Origin of the sequence: Agromyces sp. NPDC057679, assembly GCF_042799635.1 — a bacterium.
GTDB lineage: Bacteria > Actinomycetota > Actinomycetes > Actinomycetales > Microbacteriaceae > Agromyces.
Genome location: NZ_JBHVIK010000002.1, coordinates 1071122 through 1096987, shown reverse-complemented (window position 1 = coordinate 1096987; position 25866 = coordinate 1071122). Strand labels below are relative to the sequence as shown.

General features: G+C 71.2%; 26 protein-coding genes. 8 read left to right on the top strand and 18 right to left on the bottom strand.

The features are described 5' to 3' along the window. Nucleotides 1-69: 69 nt before the first annotated feature. Together ACFVAJ_RS12045 and ACFVAJ_RS12040 are read right to left on the bottom strand one after the other, a co-directional pair. On the bottom strand, nt 70-1194 hold the full coding sequence (locus ACFVAJ_RS12045; RefSeq protein ID WP_376944374.1) for a GuaB3 family IMP dehydrogenase-related protein: 1125 nt from the start codon (nt 1192-1194) through the stop codon (nt 70-72). 53 nt (nt 1195-1247) lie between these two features. Then, entirely contained in the window at nt 1248-1799 is a 552-nt protein-coding gene (locus ACFVAJ_RS12040) for a TetR/AcrR family transcriptional regulator (protein ID WP_376944373.1), read from the bottom strand. A 91-nt stretch (nt 1800-1890) separates the two neighbouring features. Between ACFVAJ_RS12040 and ACFVAJ_RS12035 the strand changes: the two genes are divergently transcribed. After that, entirely contained in the window at nt 1891-2424 is a 534-nt protein-coding gene (locus ACFVAJ_RS12035) for a DoxX family protein (RefSeq protein WP_376944372.1), read from the top strand. Between the two features lie 28 nt (nt 2425-2452). Here the strand turns inward: ACFVAJ_RS12035 and ACFVAJ_RS12030 are convergent, their stop codons facing one another. Beyond that, a complete protein-coding gene (locus ACFVAJ_RS12030; RefSeq protein WP_376944371.1) occupies nt 2453-2941 on the bottom strand; it encodes a DUF6463 family protein in 489 nt (162 codons plus the stop codon). Nucleotides 2942-3056: 115 nt separating this feature from the next. Next, on the bottom strand, nt 3057-4757 hold the full coding sequence (locus ACFVAJ_RS12025; protein WP_376944370.1) for an ABC-F family ATP-binding cassette domain-containing protein: 1701 nt from the start codon (nt 4755-4757) through the stop codon (nt 3057-3059). 133 nt (nt 4758-4890) lie between these two features. Here ACFVAJ_RS12025 and ACFVAJ_RS12020 point away from each other — a divergent pair, with 133 nt between their 5' ends. Continuing rightward, a complete protein-coding gene (locus ACFVAJ_RS12020) occupies nt 4891-6048 on the top strand; it encodes a MalY/PatB family protein (RefSeq protein WP_376944369.1) in 1158 nt (385 codons plus the stop codon). Nucleotides 6049-6123: 75 nt separating this feature from the next. Here ACFVAJ_RS12020 and guaB read toward each other — a convergent pair whose 3' ends face one another. Next, nucleotides 6124-7626, bottom strand: coding sequence for an IMP dehydrogenase (gene guaB / locus ACFVAJ_RS12015; RefSeq protein ID WP_376944368.1), 1503 nt, complete (start codon nt 7624-7626; stop codon nt 6124-6126). A gap of 342 nt (nt 7627-7968) precedes the next feature. Here guaB and ACFVAJ_RS12010 point away from each other — a divergent pair, with 342 nt between their 5' ends. From ACFVAJ_RS12010 to ACFVAJ_RS11995, 4 genes are read left to right on the top strand one after another with little or no spacing between them, the layout of a single operon-like run. Then, complete coding sequence (locus ACFVAJ_RS12010; protein WP_376944367.1) at nt 7969-9183, top strand: branched-chain amino acid ABC transporter permease; 1215 nt, start codon at nt 7969-7971, stop codon at nt 9181-9183. Between the two features lie 15 nt (nt 9184-9198). Continuing rightward, on the top strand, nt 9199-10179 hold the full coding sequence (locus ACFVAJ_RS12005; protein ID WP_376944641.1) for a branched-chain amino acid ABC transporter permease: 981 nt from the start codon (nt 9199-9201) through the stop codon (nt 10177-10179). Beyond that, the gene (locus ACFVAJ_RS12000; RefSeq protein WP_376944366.1) at nt 10169-11083 is read left to right on the top strand and encodes an ABC transporter ATP-binding protein; all 915 of its coding nucleotides are present in this window, start codon (nt 10169-10171) and stop codon (nt 11081-11083) included. The genes ACFVAJ_RS12005 and ACFVAJ_RS12000 overlap by 11 nt, the downstream gene beginning before the upstream one ends. Beyond that, on the top strand, nt 11070-11843 hold the full coding sequence (locus ACFVAJ_RS11995; RefSeq protein WP_376944365.1) for an ABC transporter ATP-binding protein: 774 nt from the start codon (nt 11070-11072) through the stop codon (nt 11841-11843). The genes ACFVAJ_RS12000 and ACFVAJ_RS11995 overlap by 14 nt, the downstream gene beginning before the upstream one ends. A 452-nt stretch (nt 11844-12295) precedes the next feature. Here the strand turns inward: ACFVAJ_RS11995 and ACFVAJ_RS11990 are convergent, their stop codons facing one another. From ACFVAJ_RS11990 to groES, 3 genes are all read right to left on the bottom strand, one after another. Beyond that, nucleotides 12296-13597: an ABC transporter substrate-binding protein gene (locus ACFVAJ_RS11990; protein ID WP_376944364.1), complete on the bottom strand. Its 1302-nt coding sequence runs from the start codon at nt 13595-13597 to the stop codon at nt 12296-12298. Nucleotides 13598-13816: 219 nt separating this feature from the next. Continuing rightward, complete coding sequence (gene rarD / locus ACFVAJ_RS11985; RefSeq protein WP_376944363.1) at nt 13817-14767, bottom strand: EamA family transporter RarD; 951 nt, start codon at nt 14765-14767, stop codon at nt 13817-13819. 104 nt (nt 14768-14871) lie between these two features. Continuing rightward, complete coding sequence (gene groES / locus ACFVAJ_RS11980) at nt 14872-15168, bottom strand: co-chaperone GroES (protein ID WP_022889766.1); 297 nt, start codon at nt 15166-15168, stop codon at nt 14872-14874. 203 nt (nt 15169-15371) lie between these two features. On the opposite strand from groES, the gene ACFVAJ_RS11975 reads away from it, so the two are divergent. Continuing rightward, nucleotides 15372-16559: an SAM-dependent methyltransferase gene (locus ACFVAJ_RS11975; RefSeq protein ID WP_376944362.1), complete on the top strand. Its 1188-nt coding sequence runs from the start codon at nt 15372-15374 to the stop codon at nt 16557-16559. A 50-nt stretch (nt 16560-16609) separates the two neighbouring features. On the opposite strand, the gene ACFVAJ_RS11970 is transcribed toward ACFVAJ_RS11975, so the two are convergent. From ACFVAJ_RS11970 to glmS, 10 genes are all read right to left on the bottom strand, one after another. Further along, the gene (locus ACFVAJ_RS11970; protein WP_376944361.1) at nt 16610-17236 is read right to left on the bottom strand and encodes a hypothetical protein; all 627 of its coding nucleotides are present in this window, start codon (nt 17234-17236) and stop codon (nt 16610-16612) included. Between the two features lie 7 nt (nt 17237-17243). Next, on the bottom strand, nt 17244-17990 hold the full coding sequence (locus ACFVAJ_RS11965; protein ID WP_376944360.1) for a hypothetical protein: 747 nt from the start codon (nt 17988-17990) through the stop codon (nt 17244-17246). A 40-nt stretch (nt 17991-18030) separates the two neighbouring features. Continuing rightward, the gene (locus ACFVAJ_RS11960) at nt 18031-18432 is read right to left on the bottom strand and encodes a DUF4190 domain-containing protein (RefSeq protein WP_376944358.1); all 402 of its coding nucleotides are present in this window, start codon (nt 18430-18432) and stop codon (nt 18031-18033) included. Nucleotides 18433-18568: 136 nt separating this feature from the next. After that, nucleotides 18569-19624 (bottom strand): tRNA (adenosine(37)-N6)-threonylcarbamoyltransferase complex transferase subunit TsaD, encoded by a 1056-nt coding sequence (gene tsaD, locus ACFVAJ_RS11955; RefSeq protein ID WP_376944356.1) that lies wholly within the window; start codon nt 19622-19624, stop codon nt 18569-18571. Then, on the bottom strand, nt 19621-20223 hold the full coding sequence (locus ACFVAJ_RS11950; RefSeq protein ID WP_376944354.1) for a GNAT family N-acetyltransferase: 603 nt from the start codon (nt 20221-20223) through the stop codon (nt 19621-19623). The genes tsaD and ACFVAJ_RS11950 overlap by 4 nt, the downstream gene beginning before the upstream one ends. Then, nucleotides 20220-20855, bottom strand: coding sequence for a tRNA (adenosine(37)-N6)-threonylcarbamoyltransferase complex dimerization subunit type 1 TsaB (gene tsaB / locus ACFVAJ_RS11945; protein WP_376944352.1), 636 nt, complete (start codon nt 20853-20855; stop codon nt 20220-20222). The genes ACFVAJ_RS11950 and tsaB overlap by 4 nt, the downstream gene beginning before the upstream one ends. Before the next feature lie 10 nt (nt 20856-20865). Then, nucleotides 20866-21387: a tRNA (adenosine(37)-N6)-threonylcarbamoyltransferase complex ATPase subunit type 1 TsaE gene (gene tsaE / locus ACFVAJ_RS11940; RefSeq protein WP_376944350.1), complete on the bottom strand. Its 522-nt coding sequence runs from the start codon at nt 21385-21387 to the stop codon at nt 20866-20868. Continuing rightward, nucleotides 21384-22583, bottom strand: coding sequence for an alanine racemase (gene alr / locus ACFVAJ_RS11935; RefSeq protein WP_376944348.1), 1200 nt, complete (start codon nt 22581-22583; stop codon nt 21384-21386). Before alr ends, tsaE begins: the two co-directional genes overlap by 4 nt. Then, complete coding sequence (locus ACFVAJ_RS11930) at nt 22580-22942, bottom strand: holo-ACP synthase (protein WP_376944345.1); 363 nt, start codon at nt 22940-22942, stop codon at nt 22580-22582. The genes alr and ACFVAJ_RS11930 overlap by 4 nt, the downstream gene beginning before the upstream one ends. Before the next feature lie 19 nt (nt 22943-22961). Next, on the bottom strand, nt 22962-24812 hold the full coding sequence (gene glmS / locus ACFVAJ_RS11925; RefSeq protein WP_376944342.1) for a glutamine--fructose-6-phosphate transaminase (isomerizing): 1851 nt from the start codon (nt 24810-24812) through the stop codon (nt 22962-22964). 85 nt (nt 24813-24897) lie between these two features. Here glmS and coaA point away from each other — a divergent pair, with 85 nt between their 5' ends. After that, nucleotides 24898-25854, top strand: coding sequence for a type I pantothenate kinase (coaA, locus tag ACFVAJ_RS11920; protein WP_376944340.1), 957 nt, complete (start codon nt 24898-24900; stop codon nt 25852-25854). The last annotated feature ends 12 nt before the right edge of the window (nt 25855-25866 follow it).

The following is a 25866-nucleotide window of genomic DNA, read 5'->3' as shown; positions in this document are numbered from 1 at the left end:
TTTCCACGCTACCCGAGACGTCGTCGATCGAATAGAGCGACTCCGACTCGTGCGGGGGTACGGCGGCGACTACGACCCGAGATACGGCTCGACGATGACCTCGACCCGCTGGAACTCCTTCAGGTCGGAGTAGCCCGTCGTCGCCATCGAGCGGCGGAGCGCGCCCACGAGGTTCGCGGTGCCGTCGGCGGCCGGGGCGGGCCCGTAGAGCACCTCTTCGAGGGGCGCCACCTGGCCGACGTGCACGCGCCGGCCGCGCGGGAGCTGCGGGTGATGCGCCTCGGCGCCCCAGTGGTAGCCGCCGCCCGGGGCATCCGTCGCGCGCGCGAGCGCCGCACCCAGCATGACCGCGTCGGCGCCGCAGGCGATCGCCTTCACGATGTCGCCGCCGGTGCCGACGCCGCCGTCGGCGATGACATGCACGTAGCGGCCGCCCGACTCGTCGAGGTAATCGCGGCGGGCGCCGGCCACGTCGGCGACCGCGGTCGCCATGGGCGCGTGGATACCGAGGGTGGCACGGGTCGTCGAGGCCGCGCCGCCGCCGAAGCCGACGAGCACGCCGGCCGCGCCGGTGCGCATGAGGTGGAGGGCGGCCGTGTAGGTCGCGGCTCCGCCGACGATCACCGGCACGTCGAGCTCGTAGATGAACTTCTTGAGGTTCAGCGGCTCCTGGTTCTTCGAGACGTGCTCGGCCGACACGGTGGTGCCGCGGATCACGAAGAGGTCGACGCCCGCGGCGACGACGGTCTCGTAGAGCTCCTGCGTGCGCTGCGGCGAGAGCGCTGCGGCGACGGTGACGCCGGCGGCACGGATCTCGGCGAGGCGGGCCGTGACGAGCTCGGGCTTGATCGGCTCGGAGTACAGCTGCTGCATGCGCTCGGTCGCGCGTTCGGCCGGGAGGCTGCGGATCTCCGCGAGCACGGGCGCCGGGTCGTCGTAGCGGGTCCAGAGGCCCTCGAGGTCGAGCACGCCGAGACCGCCGAGCTTGCCCATCATGATCGCCGTCTGCGGTGAGACGACCGAGTCCATCGGCGCGGCGATGAACGGGATGTCGAACTGGTAGGCGTCGATCGCCCAGCCGACCGAGACGTCTTCGGGGTCGCGGGTGCGCCGGCTCGGCACGATCGCGATGTCGTCGAATGCGTATACGCGCCGGCCCCGCTTGGAGCGGCCGATCTCGATCTCTTGGCTCACCGTCCCAGCCTACCGGTCGCGCCGGAAAGCGCCCGAGCCCGCGGTATCGCGGCTCAGTCGCCGGCCCGGGCGTCGGGCACGAGACGCGCGGCGACCTCGCGGGCGAGTGCATCGGGATGCTCGTCGGGCGCCGACTCGATCGCGCCGGAGTTCCAGAGGGTGGCGAAGCCGTGCACGATCGACCAGGCGGCGAGGCGGTCGGCCCGGGCGTCGCCGAGGGCGCCGACCGCCCCGGAGGCGAGGATCCCCCCGGCCCGGTCGCGCGCGGCCTCGAGCGCGGGGTCGTCGAGGCGCAGCAGCTCGGTGCGGAACATCACCGCGAACCGGCCGGGCTCCTCGCTCGCGAAGCGCACGTAGGCGACCCCGGCCTCGACGAAGTCGGCGCCGGCGGCACCGAGCGCGTCGGCGAGGCGCTCGAAGCCGTCGGCGGCGATCGCCGTGAGCAGGCCCGAGCGGTCGCCGAAGTGGTGGGCGGGCGCGGCGTGCGAGACGCCGGCTCGGCGCGCGAGCTCGCGGAGGCTCAGCGCGTCGACGCCGCGCTCGTCGATCGCGGCCGCCGCCTCGTCGATCAGCGTCTCGCGGAGCCGGCCGTGGTGGTACGCCATGCGCCAAGACTAGGACCCTGAACTAGTCATTGACAAGTTTGGGGATCGGGCCTATCTTGACACTGACAAGTTCACGAGATGGGAGCTACCGATGCACCGCACTCCGAGCAACACGGCCGCGACCGACGACGCACGATCCGGTCGTGCCGACCGGACCGCGCCGAAGCCGCGCGGCCCCTGGGCGAGGACCTTCCTCTCCCCCGTGCCGATCGCCTTCGCCGTCGGCATCGCCGCGACCGCCCTCCTCGGCGCCCTCGGCGTGCCGGCGCTCGGCAGCTGGCCGGCGTGGCTCACCGGCGGCCTCGCCCTGATGTTCCTCATGGGCGCCGTCGGGCGGCTCGTGCCGTCGGTGCGCGCCGAGCTCGTCGCGATGGTGCCGCCGCGGCTGCCCCGGCCCGAGCTCATCGTCGCGGCCACCGGCGTGCTCGAGACCGCCGGCGCGATCGGACTCCTGCTCCCGCCGACGCACCGCCTCGCCGCGCTCTGCCTCGCGCTGCTGCTCGTGGCCGTGTTCCCCGCGAACGTGCACGCCGCCCGCACGAGCCGCACCGCCTCGCCCCTCCTGCCGCGCACGATCGAGCAGCTCGTGTTCGTCGGGGCCTGCCTCGCCGTCGCGTTCGCCTGACGGGCCTCGGCGCGGGGGCGGACGGAGCTCACGCCCGATCCTCCCGCGATCGTGGAGCGTGCACGAGACCCGCACCCTCCGGAGCCGACGGGCGCAGCCCGTCGACGAGAGGCGCGCCGCGGTCCGAGTCGGCCGATCCTCGCCGACGCTGCCCGCGCGCCGACTGCACGACCGCGAGGACGGCCGCCACGAGCACGAGCAGGAACCCCGACACCGGCGCCGCGACCACCCCGATCAGCGCGATCGCCAGCAGGGCGATGCTCACCGACCACGGCAGTCGGCCGGTGAGCTCGAGGGCGGTCACCGCCAGGCCCGAGGCCAACCCGAAGAACCCGGTCATCAAGAACCAGAGCGCCACTTCGAGCTCGATCGTCATCGCCCCGTACCAGCCGTCGGCCACCGCCGCGGCCAGCGCCGGCGCGGAGACGAGCACTCCGACCACGGTGTGCAGTGCGCACACGATGATGAGCGCCGGTCCCGCGATCGCCGTCCGCTTGTCCGTCTTCTGTCCTGTCATGCCGATCAGTCTCCGCGGCGGCTTGCCATCCGCGCCTCACCCGATCGGGTGACCCGGCTCGGCCCGTCCGACGACCTGCCGCGACGTGCGACGCGTGCTCGCGAGGTCGGTACGGCTAGCGCGTGCGCTGCACCCGGCCCTCGTCCCACACCGGGGCATCCGCCTCGACGACCTCGCCCGACTCGGCGAACACCACGAAGCGGTCGAAGCTGCGGGTGAACCAGCGGTCGTGGGTGACCGCGAGCACCGTGCCGTCGAAGCGCTCGAGCGCCTCCTCGAGCGCCTCGGCCGAGACGAGGTCGAGGTTGTCGGTCGGTTCGTCGAGCAGCAGCAGGGTCGCCCCCGAGAGCTCGAGCAGCAGGATCTGCATCCGCGCCTGCTGCCCGCCCGAGAGCTGCTCGAAGTTCTGCAGCGCCGCACCGGCGAGCCCGTAGCGGTCGAGCGCCGAGCTCGCGGCCTCGCGCGCCATGCCGTCGCGGTTCGCGTCGCCGCGGTGCAGGATGTCGAGGAGTGTGCGCCCCCGGAACTCGGGATGCTCGTGGTTCTGCGCGAACCAGCCCGGCACGACCCTCGCCCCGAGCACCGCACGCCCCTCGTGCGGCACCCGCGCGAGCGTCTCGCCCACGCTCGTCACGTGGCCGAGCGTACGGTCGGGCTCGGTGCCGCCGCCCGCGAGCAGGCGCAGGAAGTGCGACTTTCCCGATCCGTTCGAGCCGAGCACCGCGACCCGGTCGCCGTACCAGACCTCGAGGTCGAACGGTCGCATGAGCCCCGTGAGCTCGAGCCCCTCGCAGACGATCGAGCGCTTGCCGGTGCGCGAGCCCCGCAGCCGCATCGAGACCGCCTGGGCCGGCGGACGCTCCTCGGGCGGGCCGGCCTCCTCGAACTTGCGCAGCCGGGTCACCGCCGCCTGGTAGCGCGAGGCCATGCCGTCGTTGTACGTCGCCTTCACCTTGAGCGTGTTCACGAGCGTCTTCAACGCCGCATGCTGCTCGTCCCAGCGTCGACGCAGCTCGTCGAGGCGGGCGAACCGATCGTCGCGTGCGGCGTGGTACCCCTCGAAGCTGCCGCCGTGCATCCAGGCGGTGTTGCCGGCCGCGCCGAGCTCGATCGTCACGATGCGGTCGGCGGCGCGCGCGAGCAGCTCGCGGTCGTGCGAGACGAGCAGTACCGTCTTCGGGGTCTCGCGCAACCGCTCCTCGAGCCACCGCTTGCCGGGAACGTCGAGCGAGTTGTCGGGTTCGTCGAGCAGCAGCACCTGCTCGGGCCCGCGGAAGAGGGCCTCGAGGGCGAGCCGCTTCTGCTCGCCGCCCGAGAGCGTCGAGAGCTCGCGCCACCTCGCACGTTCGAACGGGATGCCGAGCGCCGCGAGGGTGCAGTGGTCCCAGACCACCTCCTGCTCGTAGCCGCCGGCCTCGGCGTACTCGGCGAGCGCGGTCGCGTACCGCATCTGCGCGTCGGTGTCGTCGCGCTCGATGAGGGCGTTCTCGGATGCCTCGAGCTCGAGTGCGGCGGACTTGATGCGCGCGGGCGCCACCGAGACGAGCAGGCCCGCGACCGTGGCATCCGCCCCCTCGACCGTCTGCCCGGTGCCGATGAACTGGTCCATGACCCCGAGCCCGCCGTCGAGCTGCACGCTGCCCTCATCGGGGCGGAGCTCGCCGCGGATGATCCGCAGCAGCGTCGACTTGCCCGCGCCGTTGGCGCCGATGAGCGCCGTCGTGGCGCCGTCGGTGACGCGGAACGCGAGGCGGGCGAGCAGCGGCCGCCCGTCGGGGAGGGAGAAGGAGACGCCGTTGACGTCGATGAAGCCCATTGCTCGGTGATCCGATCGGTCGGCGACCTGACTCGGGACACCCGCGGCCGCGCCGCCCGATGGGCAGCCGATCAGGATACAAGCTCAGCGCCACCCCCTGCCACCCCGATCCGTTCTGCGGCAAGCTGGAGGCATGCATCGCATCGCCGCAGAGCCCCTCGACGTCCTCCGCACCCGAACGAGCGAGAAGTGGCGCCACTACGACGCCGACGTGCTGCCGCTGCCGGTCGCCGAGATGGACTACCCGCTCGCCGAGCCGATCGCGGCCGCCCTGCACGCGGCGATCGACCGTTCCGACACCGGCTACGCCGCCGGCAGCCGGGGCGTGGCGGAGGCGTTCGTCCCGTTCGCCGCCGAACGGCTCGGCTGGCAGGTCGACCCGACGCGCGTGACCTGCACGGGCGACGTGGCCATGGGGCTCGTCGAGGTGCTGCGCCAGGTGACCGAGCCCGGCGACGGGGTCGTCATCACGCCCCCGATCTATCCGCCGTTCTTCGACATCGTCACCGAGGCCTCGGCCCGCGTCGTCGAGGTGCCCATGCGCGGCGGCATCGACGAGGGATGGTCGCTCGACCTCGACGGGATCGACGCGGCCTTCGCGGCGGGCGCACGGGCGATGATCCTCTGCAACCCCCACAACCCGATCGGGCTCGTGCCGGCTCGCGACGAGCTCACCGCCCTCGCCGACCTCGCGGCGCGGCACGGCGTGACGATCGTCTCCGACGAGGTCCACGGCCCGCTCGCGCAGCCCGGCACCGGGTACACGCCGTTCCTCACCGTGTCCGACGCGGCTCGGGAGCACGGCGTCGCGGTCACGGCCGCCTCGAAGGCGTTCAACCTCGCCGGGCTCAAGGCGGCGATGGTCGTCACCGCGTCGGAGCGCGGCGACGCGGTGCGGCGGGCGTTCCCGTACGAGGTCGAGTGGCGCATGAGCCAGTTCGGCTCGATCGCCTCGATCGCCGCGTTCCGCGAGGGCGGGCACTGGCTCGACGGCGTGCTCGCGAGCCTCGACGACAACCGGCGGCTGCTCGCCGAGCTGCTCGCCGACGAGCTGCCCGGGGTGCGCTACCGCATCCCCGACGCGACCTACCTCGCCTGGCTCGACCTCACGGCCCTCGGCTGGGGCGACGACCCCGCCGGCTACGCGCTCGAGCACGCTCGGGTCGCGCTCGGCATCGGCACGATGTTCGGCAAGGAGGTCGGTCGCGGCCATGTGCGCCTGAACTTCGCGTGCACGCCCGAGGTGCTCGGCGAGGCGATCACGCGGCTCGCCGACGCGGCGTCGGCATAGGGCGCCGACGACGACGGAGGGCGGCACGACCGAAGTCGTACCGCCCTCCTGTGCAGGCGACGAGGTCGCCGCGCCTCAACGCGTGTAGTTCGGCGCCTCGACGACGATCTGCACGTCGTGCGGGTGCGACTCCTTGAGGCCGGCCGGGGTGATCCGCACGAAGCGACCCTTCGTCTTCAGCTCCTCGATGGTGCGGGCGCCGACGTAGAACATCGACTGGCGCAGCCCGCCGATGAGCTGGTACGCCACCGCCGAGAGCGGTCCACGGTAGGGCACCTGGCCCTCGATGCCCTCGGGGATGAGCTTGTCGTCGGTGGGCACGTCGGCCTGGAAGTAGCGGTCCTTCGAGTACGAGGTCTTCTTGCCGCGGGTCTGCATCGCGCCGAGCGATCCCATGCCGCGGTAGGCCTTGAACTGCTTGCCGTTCTGGAAGACGAGCTCACCGGGGCTCTCGGCCGTGCCCGCGAGCAGCGAACCGAGCATGACGGTGTCGGCGCCGGCGACGAGCGCCTTCGCGATGTCGCCAGAGTACTGCAGTCCGCCGTCGGCGATGAGGGGCACCCCGACGGGCTTCGTCGCCTTGGATGCCTCGTACACGGCCGTGACCTGCGGCACGCCGACGCCGGCGACGACGCGGGTGGTGCAGATCGAGCCGGGCCCGACGCCGACCTTGACGGCGTCGGCGCCGGCCTCGACGAGCGCCTTCGCGCCCTCGTAGGTCGCGACGTTGCCGCCGATGACGTCGATGTGGGCGAAGCTCGGGTCGGCCTTCAGGCGGCGGATGATGTCGAGCACGCCCGCCGACTCGCCGTTCGCGGTGTCGACGACGATGACGTCGACGCCCGCGTCGCGGACGGCCTCGGCGCGCTCCCACGCCTCGCCGAAGAAGCCGATGGCCGCGCCGACCCGGAGGCGCCCCTCGGAGTCCTTCGTGGCGTTCGGGTACTGCTCGGACTTGTCGAAGTCCTTCACGGTGATGAGCCCGGTGAGGTGGCCCTCGTCGTCGACGAGCGGCAGCTTCTCGACCTTGTGCTCGGCGAAGATCGCGAGCGCCTCGTCGGGGTTCATGCCGACCCGGCCGGTGATGAGCGGCATCTTGGTCATGACGTCGCTGACCTTCGTGGCCGGCTTGTCGAAGTCGGAGACGAAGCGCATGTCGCGGTTCGAGATGATGCCGACGAGCTTGCCCTCGTCGTCGACGACGGGGAGGCCGCTGACCCGGTAGGTCGCGCACAGCGCGTCGACGTCGGCGACCGAGGCATCCGGCGTGGTGGTGACCGGGTTCGAGACCATGCCCGACTCGCTGCGCTTCACGCGGTCGACCATCTCGGCCTGGTCGGCGATCGAGAGGTTGCGGTGCAGGATGCCGATGCCGCCCTGGCGCGCCATGGCGATCGCCATGCGCGACTCGGTCACGGTGTCCATCGCGGCCGACAGCAGCGGCGTCGCGACGGTGATGCGACGCGTGAGCCTCGAGCTCGTGTCGGCGTCGCTCGGGATCACGTCGGTGTGACCGGGCAGGAGGAGGACGTCGTCGTACGTGAGTCCCGTGAATCCGAACGGATCTGCCTGATCCATGACTTCCCTTCGTGTGGAGTGAGCCCGCGCAGAGCGCGTCGTGGGCGAGTTGGCGGTGCATCAATGTTAAGCGAGTTTGCACCGCGGGCATTCCCCGGATAACAATCGAGGGCTTGTTGTGCTCATGTCGGAAACACATGGGACATAATCGGCACGTACCGTCGACGACGTCGTCAACGGGAAAGGATCGGTCCCGGAGGTCCAAGATGCCTCCGGTGACCCCTTGGAGGTGCAGTGGAACCCACGAGAACAATCCAGACACGCTCTCGCGGGAGGTGGCTTCTCCTCCTCGGAATACTTCTGTCCGCACTCACTCTGTCCGGCATCGCAGCGTCCCCTGCGATGGCGGAGGATGGGAGTACGGCCTCGGAGTCCGAGGAGTACGAATACCACTTCCGTGGAAACGTGCAGTACAACGGCGAGCCGCTCGAAGGAGTGGGCATATCGCTCGAAGGGAACGGCTTCGAAGCCGAGACCGAGACGGATGCCGACGGCCGCTGGGAGATCGGCGTGCCCGAGAAGGCCACCTACGAGGTGACCCTCGACGAGGACACGCTGCCGAAGGGCGTGGTCGTCGCCGAGGGCGGCGCGACCCGTGAGGCCGAGTTCGGCCTCACGAAGAACGCCTCGGTGAACTTCTTCCTCGGCGAAGGCAACCGTGTGACGGTGAGCTTCTTCGACCAGTTCGCGCAACGACTGTTCAACGGCATCAACTTCGGTCTGCTGCTGGCACTCGCCGCGATCGGTCTCTCGCTCATCTTCGGCACGACCGGCCTCTCGAACTTCGCGCACGCCGAGCTCATCACCTTCGGTGCGCTCATGGTGCTCACCTTCGGGTCGAACCTCGGCTGGCCGTTGTGGGCGGCGATCGGCATCGCGCTGCTGTTGAGCGCGGCCCTCGGCTGGGGGCTCGACGCCGCCATCTGGAAGCCGTTGCGGAGGAAGGGCGTCGGCGTCATCCAGCTCATGATCGTGAGCATCGGCCTCTCGCTCGCGCTGCGCTACACGTACCAGTTCTTCTACGGCGGCTCGACGAGCCAGCTGCCCGGTGCGACCCTGCCGAGCGACATCCGCCTCGGCCCGATCGCACTCTCGTGGGTCGACCTCCTGAGCATGGGCGTCAGCATCGTCGTGCTCCTCGGGGTCGCGTTCTTCCTGCTGCGTACCCGCATCGGCAAGGCGACCCGCGCGGTCTCCGACAACGCCAGCCTCGCCTCCGCGAGCGGCATCGACGTCGACGGGGTCATCCGCATCGTCTGGGTGCTCGGCGCACTGCTCGCCGGTCTCTCGGGCATCCTCTGGGCGTACTTCCGTCCGGGCGTCAGCTGGGACATGGGCTTCCAGATCCTGCTGCTCGTCTTCGCCGCGGTCACCCTCGGCGGTCTCGGCACCGCGTTCGGCGCCCTCGTCGGCTCGCTCATCGTGGGCGTGTTCGTCGAGCTGTCGACGCTGTGGCTGCCGAGCGACATGAAGTACGTGGGCGCCTTGGTCATCCTGATCCTGGTGCTGTTGTTCCGGCCGCAGGGCATCCTGGGCCGTCGAGAGCGAATCGGATAGGAGGGGACGACCATGATCGACTGGGGAGCAATCTTCGGAAACGCGGCCGTCGAGCTGATCAGCCCGACGACAGCCGCCTACGCGCTCGCCGCGCTGGGTCTGGCGATCCACTTCGGCTTCACCGGCCTGCTGAACTTCGGCCAGGCGGGATTCATGCTGCTCGGCGCCTACGGCTACGCCATCCCGGCGCTGAAGCTCGGCTGGCCCTGGTGGGCCTGCCTGCTCAGCGCACTCGTGGCGTCCGTGGTGTTCGCACTCATCCTCGGTATCCCGACGCTGCGATTGCGCGCCGACTATCTCGCGATCGTGACGATCGCCGCAGCCGAAGTGCTGCGGCTCGTCTTCACGACGAACGAGTTCCAGCCGGTGACCGGTTCGGCCAACGGCCTCTCCGAGTTCCAGGCCGGGCTGCTCGAGTTCAACCCGTTCCCGCCCGGGCGCTACGGCTTCGGCCCGTGGGTGTTCGACAACCGCGTGTGGTTCTTCCTCGTGCTCGCCTGGGTCGTCGTCGCGCTCGCCGCGCTGCTCACCTGGCTGCTGATGCGCAGCCCGTGGGGCCGTGTCATCAAGGGCATCCGCGAAGACGAGGACGCCGTGCGCTCGCTCGGCAAGAACGTCTACTCGTACAAGATGCAGAGCCTCATCCTCGGCGGACTCTTCGGCACCCTCGCCGGCATCATCTTCGTGATGCCGCGTGCGGTCGTGCCGTCGTACTTCCAGCCGACGCTGACCTTCATGGTCTACGCCATCCTGCTGCTCGGCGGCGCCGCGACCATCCTCGGGCCGATCGTCGGCTCGATGGTGTTCTGGGTGCTGCTCTCGTTCTTCTCGGGCTTCATCTCCCGAGCGGTCGAGGCGGGCTGGTTCCCGTTCATGACGCAGGTGCAGGCCGGTCAGCTCCGCTTCATCCTCGTCGGCATCGCGATCATGCTGATCGTCATATTCATGCCGCAGGGCCTCCTCGGAAATCGGAAGGAGCTGGCTTTTGTCAAGTGATGCCACTCCCACGTCCAAGCCGGTGAAGACCACGGGTCTCCACATCGGCGATGCCGTCCCCGGCGTCAAGAAGCACGACCCGATCCTGATCGCCGACGGCGTGAAGCGCACGTTCGGCGGCCTCACCGCCGTCGACGTCGAGCACGTCGAGATCCCGCGGGGCGCCATCACGGCGCTCATCGGGCCGAACGGCGCCGGGAAGACGACCTTCTTCAACCTGCTGACGGGCTTCGACAAGCCCGACACCGGCACGTGGTCGTTCGACGGGCGCGCGCTCGCGCACGTGCCCGCCTACCGGGTCGCCCGCATGGGCCTGATCCGCACGTTCCAGCTCACGAAGTCCCTCGCCCTGCTCTCGGTCATGGACAACATGAAGCTCGGGGCGAAGGACCAGGTCGGCGAGAACCTCTTCCGCTCCCTCATCCCGTCGCTCTGGCGCAAGCAGGACGCCGCGATCGAGGAGAAGGCGCTCGAGATCCTCACGCGCTTCAAGCTCGACGCCAAGAAGGACGACTACGCCGCGAGCCTCTCGGGCGGGCAGCGGAAGCTGCTCGAGATGGCGCGGGCGCTCATGAGCGACCCGACGCTCGTCATGCTCGACGAGCCGATGGCCGGGGTGAACCCGGCGCTCACGCAGTCGCTGCTCGACCACATCCTCAACCTCAAGGCCCAGGGCATGACCGTGCTCTTCGTCGAGCACGACATGCACATGGTCCGTCACATCGCCGACTGGGTGATCGTGATGGCCGAGGGCAAGGTCGTCGCCGAAGGCGACCCGCACACGGTGATGGAGGACCCGGCGGTGATCGACGCCTATCTCGGCGCCCACCACGACGCCGACCTCGGCTCCACCGACACCGGTCACGTCGAAGCACTGAAGGAGCTCCTCGATGACGAACAGTAGCCCTGCCCCGTCGCTCGCAGAGCCGCCCGCCGGCGAGCTCGTCGTCGAGGTGCGCAGCGTCACCGCCGGGTACCTGCCGGGCGTGAACATCCTCAACGGGTGCTCGCTCACGGCCGCACAAGGCGAGCTGATCGGCATCATCGGCCCGAACGGCGCCGGAAAGTCGACCCTGCTGAAGTCGATCTTCGGACTCGTGAAGGTCCGCGAGGGCGGCATCTTCCTCCACGGCGAGGAGATCACCAACCTGAAGGCGAACAAGCTCGTCGCTCAGGGCGTCGGCTTCGTGCCGCAGACGAACAACGTGTTCCCCTCCCTCACCATTCAGGAGAACCTCGAGATGGGGATCTTCCTGAAGCCGAAGGGTCTGAAGGAGCGTCTCGAGTTCGTCACCGAGATCTTCCCCGAGCTCGGCAAGCGCCTCGGCCAGCGGGCCGGTTCGCTGTCAGGCGGTGAACGGCAGATGGTCGCGATGTCGCGCGCGCTCATGATGGGGCCGCACGTGCTGCTCCTCGACGAGCCGAGCGCCGGCCTCTCCCCCGTCCGGCAGGACGAGGCGTTCCTCCGGGTGAAGGAGATCAACCGCGCAGGCGTGACGACCATCATGGTCGAGCAGAACGCCCGCCGATGCCTGCAGATCTGCGATCGCGGCTACGTGCTCGACCAGGGTCGCGATGCCTACACGGGCACCGGCCGCGAGCTGCTCAACGACCCGAAGGTCATCGGCCTCTACCTCGGCACCCTCGGGCAGGACGAGGAGTAGCCGCAGGCGAACGGCGAAGGGGCGGATGCTGCGGCATCCGCCCCTTCGTCGTTCGTGGCGTGAGCGGCCCCGTCCAGCGCACGCCAGTGGCCCGCCGACGCTCGCACCGCGCACTCCGCCTGGTCTCTCGAAGGGCTGTGAAGGGCGCAGCACGCGGACACCGGGCGAGGAGGTGCTGCACCGTCGCATCGTCGGCACCGCTGTACGCGCGCCCACGGGGCTCACTTCACGCCTGTCGCAACAGTTCTCCCGAGCGACCACGAGTCTCCCGAGCGACCACGAGCGGCCTCAGGAGGCCGGCCGCGCGTGAGGGCTGCGGCGCCCAGCCTCGGAGCCTCGGGTCGCGTCAACGCCACCCGCCTGGCGTATCCGGCCATGCGACTGCCTCGGATGCTCCCCCGCGCACGGGAAAGGGCCCCGGCCGAAGCCGGGGCCCTTCTTCGTGCGTTGGATCAGCCGTCGCCGATGCGCTCGTAGGTGTTGTCGTCGAGGTACTGGAAGATACCGATCGTCGCCTCGGTGGGGTCGCCGTTCTCGTCGAACGTGATCGGGCCCGACGGTCCGTCGTAGTCGATCTGCTGTCCCTCGGCGAGGAGCGCGATGCCGTCCTCGTAGGTGGTGACCTTCTCGCCGTCACCGGTACCGCCCGAGACCTGCTGGAGGTACTTGGCGATCTCGGCACCGTCGGTGCTGTTGGCCGCATAGGCCGCGAGCGCGAGCAGCACGACGGCGTCGTACGACTCGGCTGCGTAGCTGTAGTCGGTCAGGTCGGGGTCGACGCCGAGCAGACGGTCGGTGAAGTCACCGAGGGTGCCCGTGTCGAGGCCCGGCAGCGTGCCCTTCGAGCCGGCCACGAGGCCCGGTGCGAAGTCGGCGCTGTAGTCGGACAGGTTGCCGTCGACGAAGTAGAGCTGGTCGCCGGGGTAGCCCGAGCCGACGAGGGCCGGCGTGATGATCTTGGCCTGGTCGAACGTGATCAGTGCGATCGCGTCGGGGTTGGCCGCCGTGACCTCGGCGATCTGCGCGTCGAAGCTCGAGTCGCCCTCGTTGAAGAGCGCCTCGGCGACGACCTCGCCACCGGCCGCCTCGAAGGCGTCCTTGGTGAACTGCGCGAGACCGGTGCCGTACGAGTCGTTCAGCACGATGAGGCCGAGCGTCGCGTTGCCGTCCTCGGCGATCAGGTTGCCGAGCACCTCGCCCTGCAGCACATCGGACGGAGCCGTGCGCCAGTACAGGCCGTTGTCGTTGTAGTCGGTGAAGTCGGCCGAGGTGTTCGCGGGCGAGAACTGGATGACGCCCGCCGCCACGATCTGGTCGATGACGGTCTTCGAGACACCCGACGATGCGGCGCCGATGATGGCCGAGACATCCTGCGAGAGGAGGTCGGTCACCGAGACGGTCGCGGTGTCGGTCGTGGTGTCGCCCGAGTCACGGAAGACGACCTCGACGGCGAGACCCGAGTCCGCCGCGTTGACGTCGTCGGCACCGAGCTGGACACCCGCCTCTTCGGGCGGGCCGAGGAATGCGAGCGCACCACTCTGCGGCAGGATCGTTCCGAGCTTGAGCGCGAGATCGCGCTCGCCCTCGGCGATGGGCAGGGCGTCGCCGGCGTCCGCTGCCGGTTCGGATTCGGCCGGCTCCGGTGAACCCGTGCTGCACGCAGTGAGGAGGAGGGCACTGACGCCGGCGATGGCGATACCCGTCCAGGCTGCGCGAGCCGAGCGCGTGGCCGTGGCCTTCGCGAAAACGCTCATGTTGCTCCTTGGGACTGAAGGAATTGGTACACAATGCAGCGCCGTGGTGACGCCGTTGTCTGACAGTATTCCGGGGCATCCGCGGAAACAAGTCACCCCGGTCACAACCCGGTAACACCCGCCCGGATTGTTACCCGACCGACATCCTTCGGGGGTTCTGCGCACGAAATCAGCGTCATTCGACGTCATCATGCGCGGATTCCGCAGGGCGGACGACGCTCAGACCGGCTCGGAGACGACCCGTTTCGACGCGCGCCGCGCTCCCCTGATCAGGTCGACCGTGAGCACGGCGAGGGCCGCCCACACGAGGGCGAAGCCGATCCACCGCTCGGGCGGCATCGGCTCGCCGAGCAGCACCACGCCGACGAGGAACTGGATGAACGGGGCGAAGTACTGGATGAAGCCCATGTAGATGAGCGGCAGTCGGCGCGACGCCGCCGCGAACAGCAGCAGCGGCACCGCGGTGACGGCGCCGGCACCGAGGAGCAGCACCGTGTGCCAGGCGCCTTCGGTGCCCATCGTGAGCCCGGTGGTCGCGGCGACCCACCACAGTTGCACCGCGGCGAGGGGGGCGAGCCACAGGGTCTCGAGCGTCAGCCCCGAGACGGCGTCGACGCGGGGGCCGACCCGCTTCTTGATGAGGCCGTAGAAGCCGAACGAGAACGCGAGCAGCAGGGCGATCCACGGGAACTGCCCGTGGCCGACGGCGAGCACGACGACGGCGACGATGCTGATGCCGACCGCGACCCATTGGGTCGTGTTCAACCGCTCGCGCAGCACGAGCACCCCGAGGAACACGGTCACGATCGGGTTGATGAAGTACCCGAGCGAGGCCTCGACGACCTGCTCCGAGACCGCCGCGTAGACGTAGGTCTGCCAGTTGACGAAGATGAGCGCGCCGGCGGCCGCCATCGTGAAGAGCACCCGCCGGTCGCGCAGCAGGGCGAAGAACGCGCCCCATCCGCGCGTCACCGTGATGAGCAGTGCGCAGAAGACCAGCGAGAGCAGGATGCGCCACGCGACGATCTCGAGCGAGCTGCTGGGCGCGAGCGCGATGAAGTAGATGGGGAGGAAGCCCCAGAGCAGGTAAGAGGAGATCGCGTACCCGAGCCCCGGCCTGCTGATGCCCTGGTGCGTCGGCGCAGGAGGGGTCTCAGGGCGGGGATTCACCGATACAGACTACGCCCGCGCGGGTCGATGGCCAACGCGGCGGCTGCGGAGACGCAGAACGGCCCGGATGCTCAGCATCCGGGCCGTTCAGAAAGTCGGTTCGCTCAGCGAACGACGACCGCGAGCACGTCGCGGGCCGAGAGGACGAGGAAGTCCTCGCCGCCGAACTTGACCTCGGTGCCGCCGTACTTCGAGTAGATCACCTTGTCGCCGACGGCGACGTCGAGCGGGACGCGGTTGCCGTTGTCGTCGATGCGGCCGGGGCCGACCGCCACGACCTCGCCCTCCTGGGGCTTCTCCTTGGCGGTGTCGGGGATCACGAGGCCCGACGCGGTGGTCTGCTCGGCCTCGACCTGCTTGATGACGATGCGATCCTCGAGCGGCTTGATGGAAACCGACACGGTTGCCCCTATCTCTCTGATGAAGAAACTGTCTTGCGAAGACTGATTAGCAGCCTCTGAGTGAGAGTGCTAAGCCGAGTCTAGGCGCGTTTTGGCACTCGTGCAACGTGAGTGCCAGACCGTTCACGCGCGGCGAACACGGCGGCCGGATGGCCCCGCGCCATCGCCGCTCGGCGGCCGCGCCGCGGTGCTAGCGTGGCCGGGTGGAACGCTCCGAGCTCGTCGAACTCCTCTCCCCCGAAGGGCTGCGGCTCCTCGACGGCCTGCCCGAATGGGACTCGAAGGCCGACATCGTGAAGACGGTCGCCGCGCTCCGCCGCCAGGGGCATCCGGCGTCGTTGGTCGCCACCGTGCTCAGCCAGGCGAAGCTCCGCGCGAAGGCCGCCGCGAAGTTCGGCCCGTTCGCCGCCCGCATGCTCTTCACGGAGGCGGGGCTCGAGCAGGCGACCCGCCTGCAGGTCGCCGCGCTCCACGCCGGCCGCTTCTCGCGGGCGGGCGTGCGGCACGTCGCCGACCTCGGCTGCGGCATCGGCGGAGACGCCCTGGCCATGGCGGCGATCGATCTCGAGGTCACCGCCGCCGACGCCGACGAGGTCACCGCCGCGATCGCGACGTACAACCTCACTCCGTTCCCGCAGGCCCGTGTGCTGCACGAGCGCGCCGAGGAGGTCGCACTCGGCGGCATCGGCGGCGTCTGGCTCGATCCGGCGCGACGCACCACCACGGGCGGTACGACGACGCGCATCGCCGACGCCTCCGCGTACTCGCCGAGCCTCGACTTCGCGTTCGGGCTCGCCGACCGACTGCCGGTGGGCGTGAAGCTCGGGCCCGGCACCGACCGCGACGTGATCCCCGCGGGCGCGGAGGCGCAGTGGGTCTCCGTCGACGGCGACGTGGTCGAACTCGGCGTCTGGCTCGGCGCGCTCGCGCGCCCGGGCGTCGGCCGCTCGGCACTCGTCATCCGCGGCGAGCTCGCGCACGAGCTGACCGCGCCGGCCGACTCCCCCGACGCCCCCGACGGGCCCCTCGGCGACTACCTCTACGAGCCCGACGGCGCGGTCATCCGGGCCCGGCTCATCGGCGACCTCGCCAGGGCGAACGGTGCATGGATGCTGAGCCCCGGCATCGCCTACCTCACCGCCGACACGGCGTTCGACTCGCCGTTCGCCCGGGGGTTCCGGGTGATCGAACGCCTGCCCGCCGACGAGCGAGGGCTCCGGCAGGCGCTGCAGGCGCGCGGCGTCGGCACGCTCGAGATCAAGAAGCGGGGCGTCGACGTCGACCCCGCCGCACTGCGGACGCGCCTGAAGCTGAAGGGATCGGAGCGGGCGACGATCGTGCTCACGCGCGAGCAGGGCCGCCACGTGACGCTGCTCGTCGAACGGATCTGACCACCGTTCGGACCGAGCCGGACACGGCCCGAAGGCGCTGCCGCACCGCGTCAGGCCTGCAGCGCGCCGAACACGATCGCGTAGTAGCCGATCCAGAGCGCCGAGAACACGAGCCCGCCGAGCCCGGTTCCGATGCCGATGAACGCGAGCGTCCGCCCGTGCTCTTCACGGCGCAGGCCGAGCACGCCGAACACGATGGCCGCGATCGAGAGCGGCAGCATCCAGCCGACGAACAGCGACGCGGTCGCTCCGATGATGCCAGTGACCGCGGCGACCCAGCTGTACGCGCGGCTCTGCTGCTGCGCCTCGACGACCTCGCTCTGGTCGTACTCCGGCCGATGCACCACGAGCAGCTGGCCGGTCGAGATGCGCCGGAGCTGCCCGGTGTCGACGGGGACGTCGAACTCGCGCACGACCGGGTCGGCGCGGAGCGTCGGCTCCGCGGGGCGGTAGGGCGCGAGCGGGTCGTCGAGCGGGGTCTCGGCCTCGGTCGGCGGCGTGGACGTCGGGCGCTCGTCGCCAGCCCGTCCGTCCGGATCGGCGAGTTCGCCGTCGGGTCGCGACGCCCCCGACGGCTCGCCCGCGGAATCGGATGGAGCTCCGTGCGCGGGAGGCTCCGCCCGAGAACGGCGGTCGGGGGCCTCGCCCTCGGGCGAGACCCCCGCACGGTCGGTCATGTCACCCTCAGTAGATGTCGTAGTCGCCGTAGGGGACGCTCGCGAAGAGCACGCTCCAGAGCACGATCGACAGCAGGCCGATGGCGATCCCGACGAAGCCGGTGATGATGCCGGTCAGCCACATGCCCTTCGCGGCAGGCTCCTTGCGCTTGCCGATGAAGCCGAGCACCACGGCCGCGGCCGGGATGAACAGCTGCATGATGCCGCCGACGAAGGGGATCCACACGACGGCGAATCCGCCCACGATGCCGAGCACGCCGGCGATGAGCGAGATCAGGCTGAACACCGGGGTCGGCTTGCTCGGTGCGGTGCCGTACGCACCGTACCCGGGTTGACCGTACGCGGGCTGCGCCGGCGCACCGTAGCCGGGCTGCGCCGGCGCACCGTAGCCGGGCTGCGCGGGCGCACCGTAGGCGGGCGGCGGAGGCGGCGTCGCTGCACCGTAGCTCGGCGGCGCCGCGGGTGCCGGTGCACCGTAGGCGGGCGGAGCGGGCGGAGCCGGAGGCGCGGGCGGAGCCGGCGGTGCGGTCGGCGGCTCGGGCGCAGCCGGCGGCTCGGGCACCGAGGGCACCTCGGGGCCGGTCGCGGCCGCATCCACCGGGACGACCGGCTCGGGTGCACCGGGCACCTGGGGCTCGGGCGCGTCGGGCACGACGGGCTCGGGCGCGTCGGGAACGACGGGCTCGGGCGCGTCGGGCACCGTGGGCTCGACCGGCTCGCCGGGGAGCTCGTCGGGGTTCTTCGGATCACTCATCGGTGCTCCTTGCTCTGCGTGATGCGGGTATCGACCCGGCTCAGTAGGTGGTGATGTCGGGGTTCGAGGCGACGAACGCGAAGGCGGCGATCCACAGGATGACGACGACGATCGTGGCGACGAGGCCAACGTAGCCGATGATGAGGCCGGCGATCGCGAGGCCGCGGCCCTGCTCACCGGTCTTCTTGATCTGGCTGAGCGCGATGTGACCCGTGATGATCGCGACGAGCGACACGAAGAACGCCGAGACGAGCGAGACGATCGCGAGCACGTTGGTCTTGGTCGGGGCGGGGGCACCGTAGGCCGGAGCGGCGTAGGCGGGGGCGGCCGGAGCGGCCGGCGGCGTGCCGTACGCGGGAGCGGCGGGAGGCGTCGCGGGAGCGGCCGGGGGCACGGGCGGGACGGCGCCGGCGGGCTGCTCGGGAAGGTTCGGGTCGGTCACGGTGGTTCCCCTCGATGCTGTGTGTACGCCTCCCTCGGGATGAGGGTGCGCTCCGGGCGCGGACGATCGCCGCCGCTCCCCGGTGATTTCGTCCCCACACTATCGCGCGAGGGCCGACCTGCACAGGATTCTTGCGTCAGGCGACCTGGATGTCGGTCACCGGCAGCGTGGAGTCGGCACCGAAGCCGAGCTCGGACGGTGCATGACCGGCCATGACGAGCTGGGCGCCGAGCGCCGCGATCATCGCGCCGTTGTCGGTGCAGAGCGAGAGCGGCGGGATGCGCAGCGCGATGCCCGCGGCCGCCGCCCGCTCGGCGGCCACCTCGCGCAGGCGAGCGTTCGCGATGACCCCGCCGCCGAGGAGGAGACGCGGCACGCCGAGCTCGGTGCACGCATCGATCGCCTTCGCGACGAGCACGTCGACGACCGCCTCGCGGAAGCTCGCGGCGACATCCGCGACCGGCACCGGCTCGCCCGCGGCCTCACGCTGCTCGACCCAGCGGGCGACCGCGGTCTTGAGCCCCGAGAAGCTGAAGTCGTAGCGGTGCGCCACGAGGTCCTTCGGGCGGGTGAGCCCCCGCGGGAAGCGGATCGCCTTCGGATCGCCGCCCACCGCGGCGCGGTCGATCTCGGGACCGCCGGGGTAGGGCAGGCCCAGCACGCGGGCGACCTTGTCGAAGGCCTCGCCCGCGGCGTCGTCGATGGTCTCGCCGAGCAGCTCGACGTCCGAGACGAGGTCGCGCACGAGCAGGAGGGAGGTGTGTCCGCCCGAGACGAGGAGCGCCACCGTCGGCGTCTCGAGCGGGTCGGCCGCGTCGAGGAGGTCGGCGCCGACGTGCCCGACGAGGTGGTTCACCGCGTAGATGGGGACGCCCTGCGAGAGGGCGAGCGCCTTCGCCGCCCCGACCCCGACCATCAGCGCGCCGGCGAGGCCCGGACCGCTCGTGACGGCGACGGCGTCGATCTCTTCGAGCGTGACGGATGCCTCGGCGAGCGCCGCACGGATCGTCGGCCCCATGGCCTCGAGGTGCGCACGCGCCGCGACCTCGGGGACGACGCCGCCGTAGCGGGCGTGCTCGTCCATCGAGGAGGCGATCGTGTTCGCGAGCAGGGTCGTGCCCCGGACGATGCCGACCCCGGTCTCGTCGCAGGAGGTCTCGATTCCGAGGATGAGCGGCTCGCGGGTATTCATCGTGAGGCCCCTCGGATCGTCGTGCCGTCGACGCCGCCAGCAGGTCGAGTGACGGCCGGCGGCACCGCGAGCTGCATCATGATCGCGTCGACCCCGTGCCGGTAGTACCCGCGGCGCACCCCGATCTCGACGAAGCCGAGCGACTCGTACAGCGCACGGGCGATCGGGTTGTCGGCCCGCACCTCGAGGAAGAGCTGGGCGATGCCCCGGCGCCGGGACTCGGTGATGAGCGCGTGCATGAGCCCGCGGCCGAGGCCGATCCCGCGCGCGGCGGGGTCGACGGCGATGGTCTGGATGTCGCCCTGGTCGCCGCCCGAGGGCGCGAGCAGCCCGGCGTAGCCGAGCAGCGGCGGCCACGCGGCATCCGACCCGTCGTGCTCGAGGTCGGAGGAGGCGTCGTCGCCCGCCGCGGGCTCGTCGGCCGGCGCCTGCCGCGAGGCGAGCTCGTCGTCGACCGCGACGAGGTAGTACCCGTGGGGGCTCTCGAGCTCGCGGCGCATCGCGTCCTCGGGCCAGGCCTCGTCGGTGAACGTCGCGCGCTCGAGCCGCATGATCGCCTCGAGGTCGGTGGGCCGCGCTCGGCGCATGAACACGCTCACTGCAGCACCCGCTTTCCGGCGGAGGGAGTGACATCGGGCGCACGGAGGTAGAGGGGCGCATCGTCGGCGAGCGGCAGGCGACCGGCGGCGAAGGCGAGTTCTGCGACGAGGCCGACGGCGCCGGCCGAGACGACCGTCGCCTCGAATCGGATGCCACGGGCCTCGGGCAGCGCGTCGCGCGGCGCGAGCGCCGGGCCGCTCACCCGCACCGGCAGCCCCGCCTCGTCGAGCCCGTCGTACTCGGAGACCGCGAATTCCCGGCGCCGCGCGTCGGTGACGACCTGGAGCGGGCCGGTCTCGCCCGCGGTGTACCGCGACCACGCGATCGCGTCATGGCTCGGGACGGGCACGAAGGGTCGGGCGATGCCGAGTGCGAAGGCGTGCGCTGCGGCGATGCCGACCCGCAGGCCCGTGAACGGCCCGGGGCCCATGCCGGCGGCGATGCCCGAGAGCCGGTCGGGGGCGACGCCGGCCGCGTCGAGCGCGTCGCGGATGAAGCCGCCGATCACCTCGGCGTGACGCATGGTGTCGTCGGTGCCGGTCTCGGCGAGGACGCGCAGTTCGCCGCTCGCGGCGTCGCGATCGACGATCGCGACACTCGTGCCCGTCGAGGTGTCGATCGCGAGGAGCATGGGGACAAGCCTACGCCGAGACGGCGTACGGGGTGCCCGCCCACCGGGGACCGAAGCCGCGCACGGTGACGGTACGCGGCTCGTCGGGGTCGAGCTCGTCGTCGCCGTCGGCCTCGTCGAGCGACTCGCCTCGAGCCTCGCTCGCACCCGTGGGTCGCTCGATCACGATCTCGAGCCGCGAGTCGCTGAGCTCCTCGACGAGGCCGGCGCCCCACTCGACGACGACGACCGAGCGGGCGACGTCGAGATCGAGGTCGTCGACGAGCGCCGCGTCGCCGAGCCGGTACGCGTCGACGTGGATGAGCGGCGGGCCTCCGCCGAGGTTCGGGTGCGTGCGGGCGATGACGAACGTCGGGCTCTGCACCGGGCCTCGCACGTCGAGTCCCGCGCCGATGCCGCGGGTGAGGGTGGTCTTGCCCGCCCCGAGCGGCCCGGTGAGCACGAGGAGGTCGCCGGCGCGCAGCGCGGCGCCGAGGTCGCGACCGAACTCGGTCAGGTCCTCCGCGGTGTCGAAGGTCGCCGCGAACGTCACGATCGCGCCTCGGTCGCTGAGGTCTCCTCGACGGCATCGGCACCGCCGACGTACCGCCGCGGCACGCGGGGGCCGATGCGGGTGACGATCTCGTAGCCGATGGTGCCGGCGGCAGCGCCCCACTCGTCCGCGGTCGGCGCGCCGGTGGCCGGGTCGCCGAAGAGCACGACCTCGTCGCCGACCGCCACCTCGTCGTCGCCGACGTCGACGATGAACTGGTCCATGGCGATGCGTCCGGCGACCGGGCGACGGCGTCCGGCGACGAGCGCTTCTGCCCCGTTGCCCGAGGCCTGGCGCGGCACCCCGTCGGCATAGCCGAGCGGCACGAGTGCGAGGGTGCTGGCCTGCTCGGCGTGCCAGATGTGGCTGTACGAGGCGCCGGCACCGGTCTCGACACGACGCACCGCCGCGACGCGCGCACGCAGCGTCATCACCGGGGTGAGCCCGAGCTCGGTCGAGGTGGTGCCGTCGCCGAAGGGGGTCAGGCCGTACATGCCGATCCCGATGCGGACGGCGTCGTAGCGGGCGCTCGGGTCGCGGAGCGCCTGCTCGGTCGAGGCGATGTGCCGGATCCGCGGGGCGAGGCCGGCGGCCCGCGCCTCGGCGAGGGCGCGTTCGAAGGCGTCGAGCTGTGCGGCGTCGACCTCGCGCGAGGTGTTCGCGAAATGGCTGAACACGCCGACGACCTCGACGAGCCCGTCGCGCTCGAGGCCCGCGGCCACGGCGACCGCCTCGGCCCACTCGGCCTCCGGCACGCCGTTGCGGCTCAGCCCGGTGTCGATCTTGAGATGCACCCGGGCAGGCGCGTCGAAGCCGTCGGCCGCGACCGACGCCGCGGCCTCCGCCGCGCGCTCGAGTTGCGTGCGACTGGAGATGCCGAGCTCGATGCCCGCACGCACCGCACAGGCGAAGTCGGCGTCGGGCCCGTGCAGCCATGCGAGCACCGGGGCGTCGATGCCGGCGTCGCGCAGCTCGTGCGCCTCGTCGAGGTCGGCGACGCCGAGCCGGGTCGCGCCTCCCGCGAGGGCGGCGCGCGCGGCGGCCACCGCGCCGTGCCCGTACGCGTCGGCCTTCACCACGGCGATGATCTCGGCCGGGGCCATGCGTGCGGCGAGGGTGCGCACGTTGTCCGTGAGCGCGCCCAGGTCGATGACGGCCTCGCGGAACGGCGACCCCGTGGCATCCTGCCGGCTCATCGCCCGTTCGCCTTCTCGAGCACGACGAACGCGCTCGCGATGCCGGCGTCGTGGCTCATCGAGAGGTGCACCCGGTCGATGCCGAGCTCGGCGACGTGCCGGGCGAGCGCGCCCGACAGTGCGAAGTCGGGGTTGCCCTCGGCGTCCTGCACGATCTGCATGTCGTGCCAGCGGATCACCGCGTGGCCGCCGAGCGCCTTGATGAGCGCCTCCTTCGCGGCGAATCGCGCGGCGAGCGAGCGCGCCGGGCGATCACGTTCGCTCTCGGCGAACAAACGCCCGAGGAGCGCGGGGGTCCGGGTGATCGAGCGCTCGAAGCGCCCGATGTCCACGACGTCGATGCCGATGCCGGCGATCACTCGGCCCCCGCGCCCATGATCACTCGACCGTCACCGACTTCGCGAGGTTGCGCGGCTGGTCGACGTCGAGGCCCTTCGCCTGTGAGAGCTCCATCGCGAAGATCTGCAGCGGCACCACCGCGAGCAGCGGCTCGAAGAGCGGGCCTGCGAGCGGGATGCGCACGACCTCGTCGGCGAACGGCAGCACCGCGGCGTCGCCGGCCTCGGCGATCGCGATGACACGGGCGCCGCGGGCGCGGATCTCCTGGATGTTCGAGACGACCTTCGGGTGCAGGCTGCGGTCGTGGCGCGGGCTCGGCACGACGACGAACACCGGCTGGCCCGGCTCGATCAGCGCGATCGGCCCGTGCTTCAGCTCGCCGGCGGCGAAGCCCTCGGCGTGGATGTACGCGAGCTCCTTGAGCTTCAGCGCGCCCTCGAGGGCGATCGGGTAGCCCACGTGCCGGCCGAGGAAGAGCACCGAACGCGTGTCCGCCATCCAGTGGGCGAGCTGCTCGACCTTGCCGGCCTCGCCGAGCACCTGCTCGATCTTCTCGGGCACCGCGGTCAGCTCGGCGAGCTGCGCCGCGAGCTCGGCGTCGCCGAGCGTGCCGCGCACGCGGGCGAGGTGCAGGCCGAAGAGGTAGAGCGCCGTGATCTGCGCGACGAACGCCTTCGTCGATGCGACCGCCACCTCGGGGCCGGCGTGCGTGTAGACCACCGCGTCGGACTCGCGCGGGATCGTGGCGCCCTGCGTGTTGCAGATCGAGATGGTGCGTGCACCCTGTTCGCGGGCGTACTTGACCGCCATGAGGGTGTCCATCGTCTCGCCCGACTGGCTGATCGAGACGACGAGCGTGTCGGCGTCGAGCACCGGCTCGCGGTAGCGGAACTCGTGGCTGAGCTCGACCTCGACCGGGATGCGCGCCCACTGCTCGATCGCGTACTTCGCGACCATGCCGGCGTACGAGGCGGTGCCGCAGGCGATCACCGTGATGCGGCGGATGCCTCGGAGCTCGTCGTCTCCGAAGCCCTCGAGCTCGGGGATCACGACGGCACCGTCGACCACGCGGCCGCGCAGCGTGTTGGCGACGGCCTCGGGCTGCTCCGAGACCTCCTTGCGCATGAACGAGGACCATCCGCCCTTCTCGGCGGCCGAGGCGTCCCAGGCGACCTCGAAGGTGTCGAACTCGACGGGCTCGCCCGCGAAGTCGGTGACGACGACCTCGTCGGCGGTGATCGCGACGATCTGGTCCTGCCCGACGGCGACGGCCTGCTTCGTGTACTCCACGAACGCGGCGACGTCGGAGCCGAGGAAGTTCTCGCCCTCGCCGAGCCCGATCACGAGCGGCGAGTTGCGACGTGCGCCGACGACGACGCCGGGCTCGGCGCGGTGCACGGCCAGCAGGGTGAAGGCGCCCTCGAGGCGCGAGACGGTGTTGCGGAAGGCCGCGCGAAGGTCGCCGGCGGCACGGTACTCGCGACCGAGGAGGACGGCGGCGACCTCGGTGTCGGTCTCGGACTCGAAGGTGTGCCCCTCGGCGAGGAGCTCCTCCTTCAGCTCGGAGAAGTTCTCGATGATGCCGTTGTGGATGAGCGCGAGGCGTCCCTCGTCGCCGAGGTGCGGGTGCGCGTTGCGGTCGGTCGGCCCGCCGTGGGTGGCCCAACGGGTGTGGCCGATGCCGGTGCCGCCGTGGTGCAGCGGATTGCGCTCGAGCTCGTCCGCGAGGACCTTGAGCTTGCCGGCGCGCTTCGCGGTCTCGATGGCGCCGTCGTCATCGACGACCGCCACCCCCGCCGAGTCGTAGCCACGGTATTCGAGGCGGCGCAGGCCACCCATGAGGACGTCGAGGCTGTTGCGCTCTCCGACGTATCCGACGATTCCACACATGGGGGCGATTCTACTGGCGAACGGCTGTGCGCCCGCCCCGAGGGCGCAGCCCGACGAGCCCGCCGCCCCGCACTACACTGGCACGGTGCCGGATCAGCAGAGCCCGTCGTCGCACCCGACGCAGATCTCGCCGTTCATCGAACTCGACCGAGCCGACTGGGCGGCGCTCGCGCCGTCGATGCCGTCGCCCCTCCGCGAGACCGAGATCGTGCAGCTGCGCGGCCTCGGCGAGCCGCTCGACCCGACCGAGGTCGCCGAGGTCTACCTGCCGCTCAGCCGGCTGTTGAACCTCTACGTCGGCGGCACGAAGTCGCTGCACAAGGTCGCGAGCGAGTTCCTGCGGGAGCGCTTCGAGTCGACGCCCTTCGTGATCGGGGTCGCGGGATCGGTCGCCGTCGGCAAGTCCACGATCGCGCGGCTCCTCCGCGAGCTCCTCGCCCGGTGGGAGCACACGCCCAGGGTCGAGCTCGTGACGACCGACGGGTTCCTCTTCCCGAATGCCGAGCTCGAGCGCCGCGGGCTGATGGCCCGCAAGGGATTCCCCGAGTCGTACGACCGCCGAGCGCTCCTGCGCTTCGTGAGCGAGGTGAAGGCCGGCGCCGCCGAGGTCCGCGCCCCGTTCTACTCGCACCTCGCCTACGACATCGTGCCCGACGCCCAGGTGACCGTGCGCCGCCCCGACGTGCTCATCGTCGAGGGGCTCAACGTGCTGCAGCCGCCCGGTCCCGGGCACCGCCTCGCGGTGAGCGATCTCTTCGACTTCACGATCTACGTCGACGCGCGCACGAGCGACATCGCACGCTGGTACGAGGAGCGCTTCCTCAAACTCCAGCAGGGCGCGTTCGCGAACCCGCGCTCGTACTTCCACCGCTACGCCTCGCTGTCGGAGGATGAGGCGCGGCTCCGGGCGCGCGAGATCTGGCACTCCATCAACGAGCCGAACCTGCTCCAGAACATCCGGCCGACCCGTTCGCGCGCCTCGCTCGTGCTGCGCAAGGGCTCGGACCACGCGGTCTCGAGCGTGCTGCTGCGCAAGCTCTGACCCGGGGCCGTC

Bases quoted from the DNA above. Each gene is read 5' to 3' on its own strand.
- ACFVAJ_RS12040 (WP_376944373.1), bottom strand. From the start codon at position 1,799: ATGGCGTACCACCACGGCCGGCTCCGCGAGACGCTGATCGACGAGGCG.
- ACFVAJ_RS12035 (WP_376944372.1), top strand. From the start codon at position 1,891: ATGCACCGCACTCCGAGCAACACGGCCGCGACCGACGACGCACGATCC.
- ACFVAJ_RS12030 (WP_376944371.1), bottom strand. From the start codon at position 2,941: ATGACAGGACAGAAGACGGACAAGCGGACGGCGATCGCGGGACCGGCG.
- ACFVAJ_RS12025 (WP_376944370.1), bottom strand. From the start codon at position 4,757: ATGGGCTTCATCGACGTCAACGGCGTCTCCTTCTCCCTCCCCGACGGG.
- ACFVAJ_RS12020 (WP_376944369.1), top strand. From the start codon at position 4,891: ATGCATCGCATCGCCGCAGAGCCCCTCGACGTCCTCCGCACCCGAACG.
- guaB (WP_376944368.1), bottom strand. From the start codon at position 7,626: ATGGATCAGGCAGATCCGTTCGGATTCACGGGACTCACGTACGACGAC.
- ACFVAJ_RS12010 (WP_376944367.1), top strand. From the start codon at position 7,969: ATGGCGGAGGATGGGAGTACGGCCTCGGAGTCCGAGGAGTACGAATAC.
- ACFVAJ_RS11995 (WP_376944365.1), top strand. From the start codon at position 11,070: ATGACGAACAGTAGCCCTGCCCCGTCGCTCGCAGAGCCGCCCGCCGGC.
- ACFVAJ_RS11990 (WP_376944364.1), bottom strand. From the start codon at position 13,597: ATGAGCGTTTTCGCGAAGGCCACGGCCACGCGCTCGGCTCGCGCAGCC.
- ACFVAJ_RS11970 (WP_376944361.1), bottom strand. From the start codon at position 17,236: ATGACCGACCGTGCGGGGGTCTCGCCCGAGGGCGAGGCCCCCGACCGC.
- ACFVAJ_RS11965 (WP_376944360.1), bottom strand. From the start codon at position 17,990: ATGAGTGATCCGAAGAACCCCGACGAGCTCCCCGGCGAGCCGGTCGAG.
- tsaD (WP_376944356.1), bottom strand. From the start codon at position 19,624: ATGAATACCCGCGAGCCGCTCATCCTCGGAATCGAGACCTCCTGCGAC.
- tsaB (WP_376944352.1), bottom strand. From the start codon at position 20,855: ATGCTCCTCGCGATCGACACCTCGACGGGCACGAGTGTCGCGATCGTC.
- alr (WP_376944348.1), bottom strand. From the start codon at position 22,583: ATGAGCCGGCAGGATGCCACGGGGTCGCCGTTCCGCGAGGCCGTCATC.
- glmS (WP_376944342.1), bottom strand. From the start codon at position 24,812: ATGTGTGGAATCGTCGGATACGTCGGAGAGCGCAACAGCCTCGACGTC.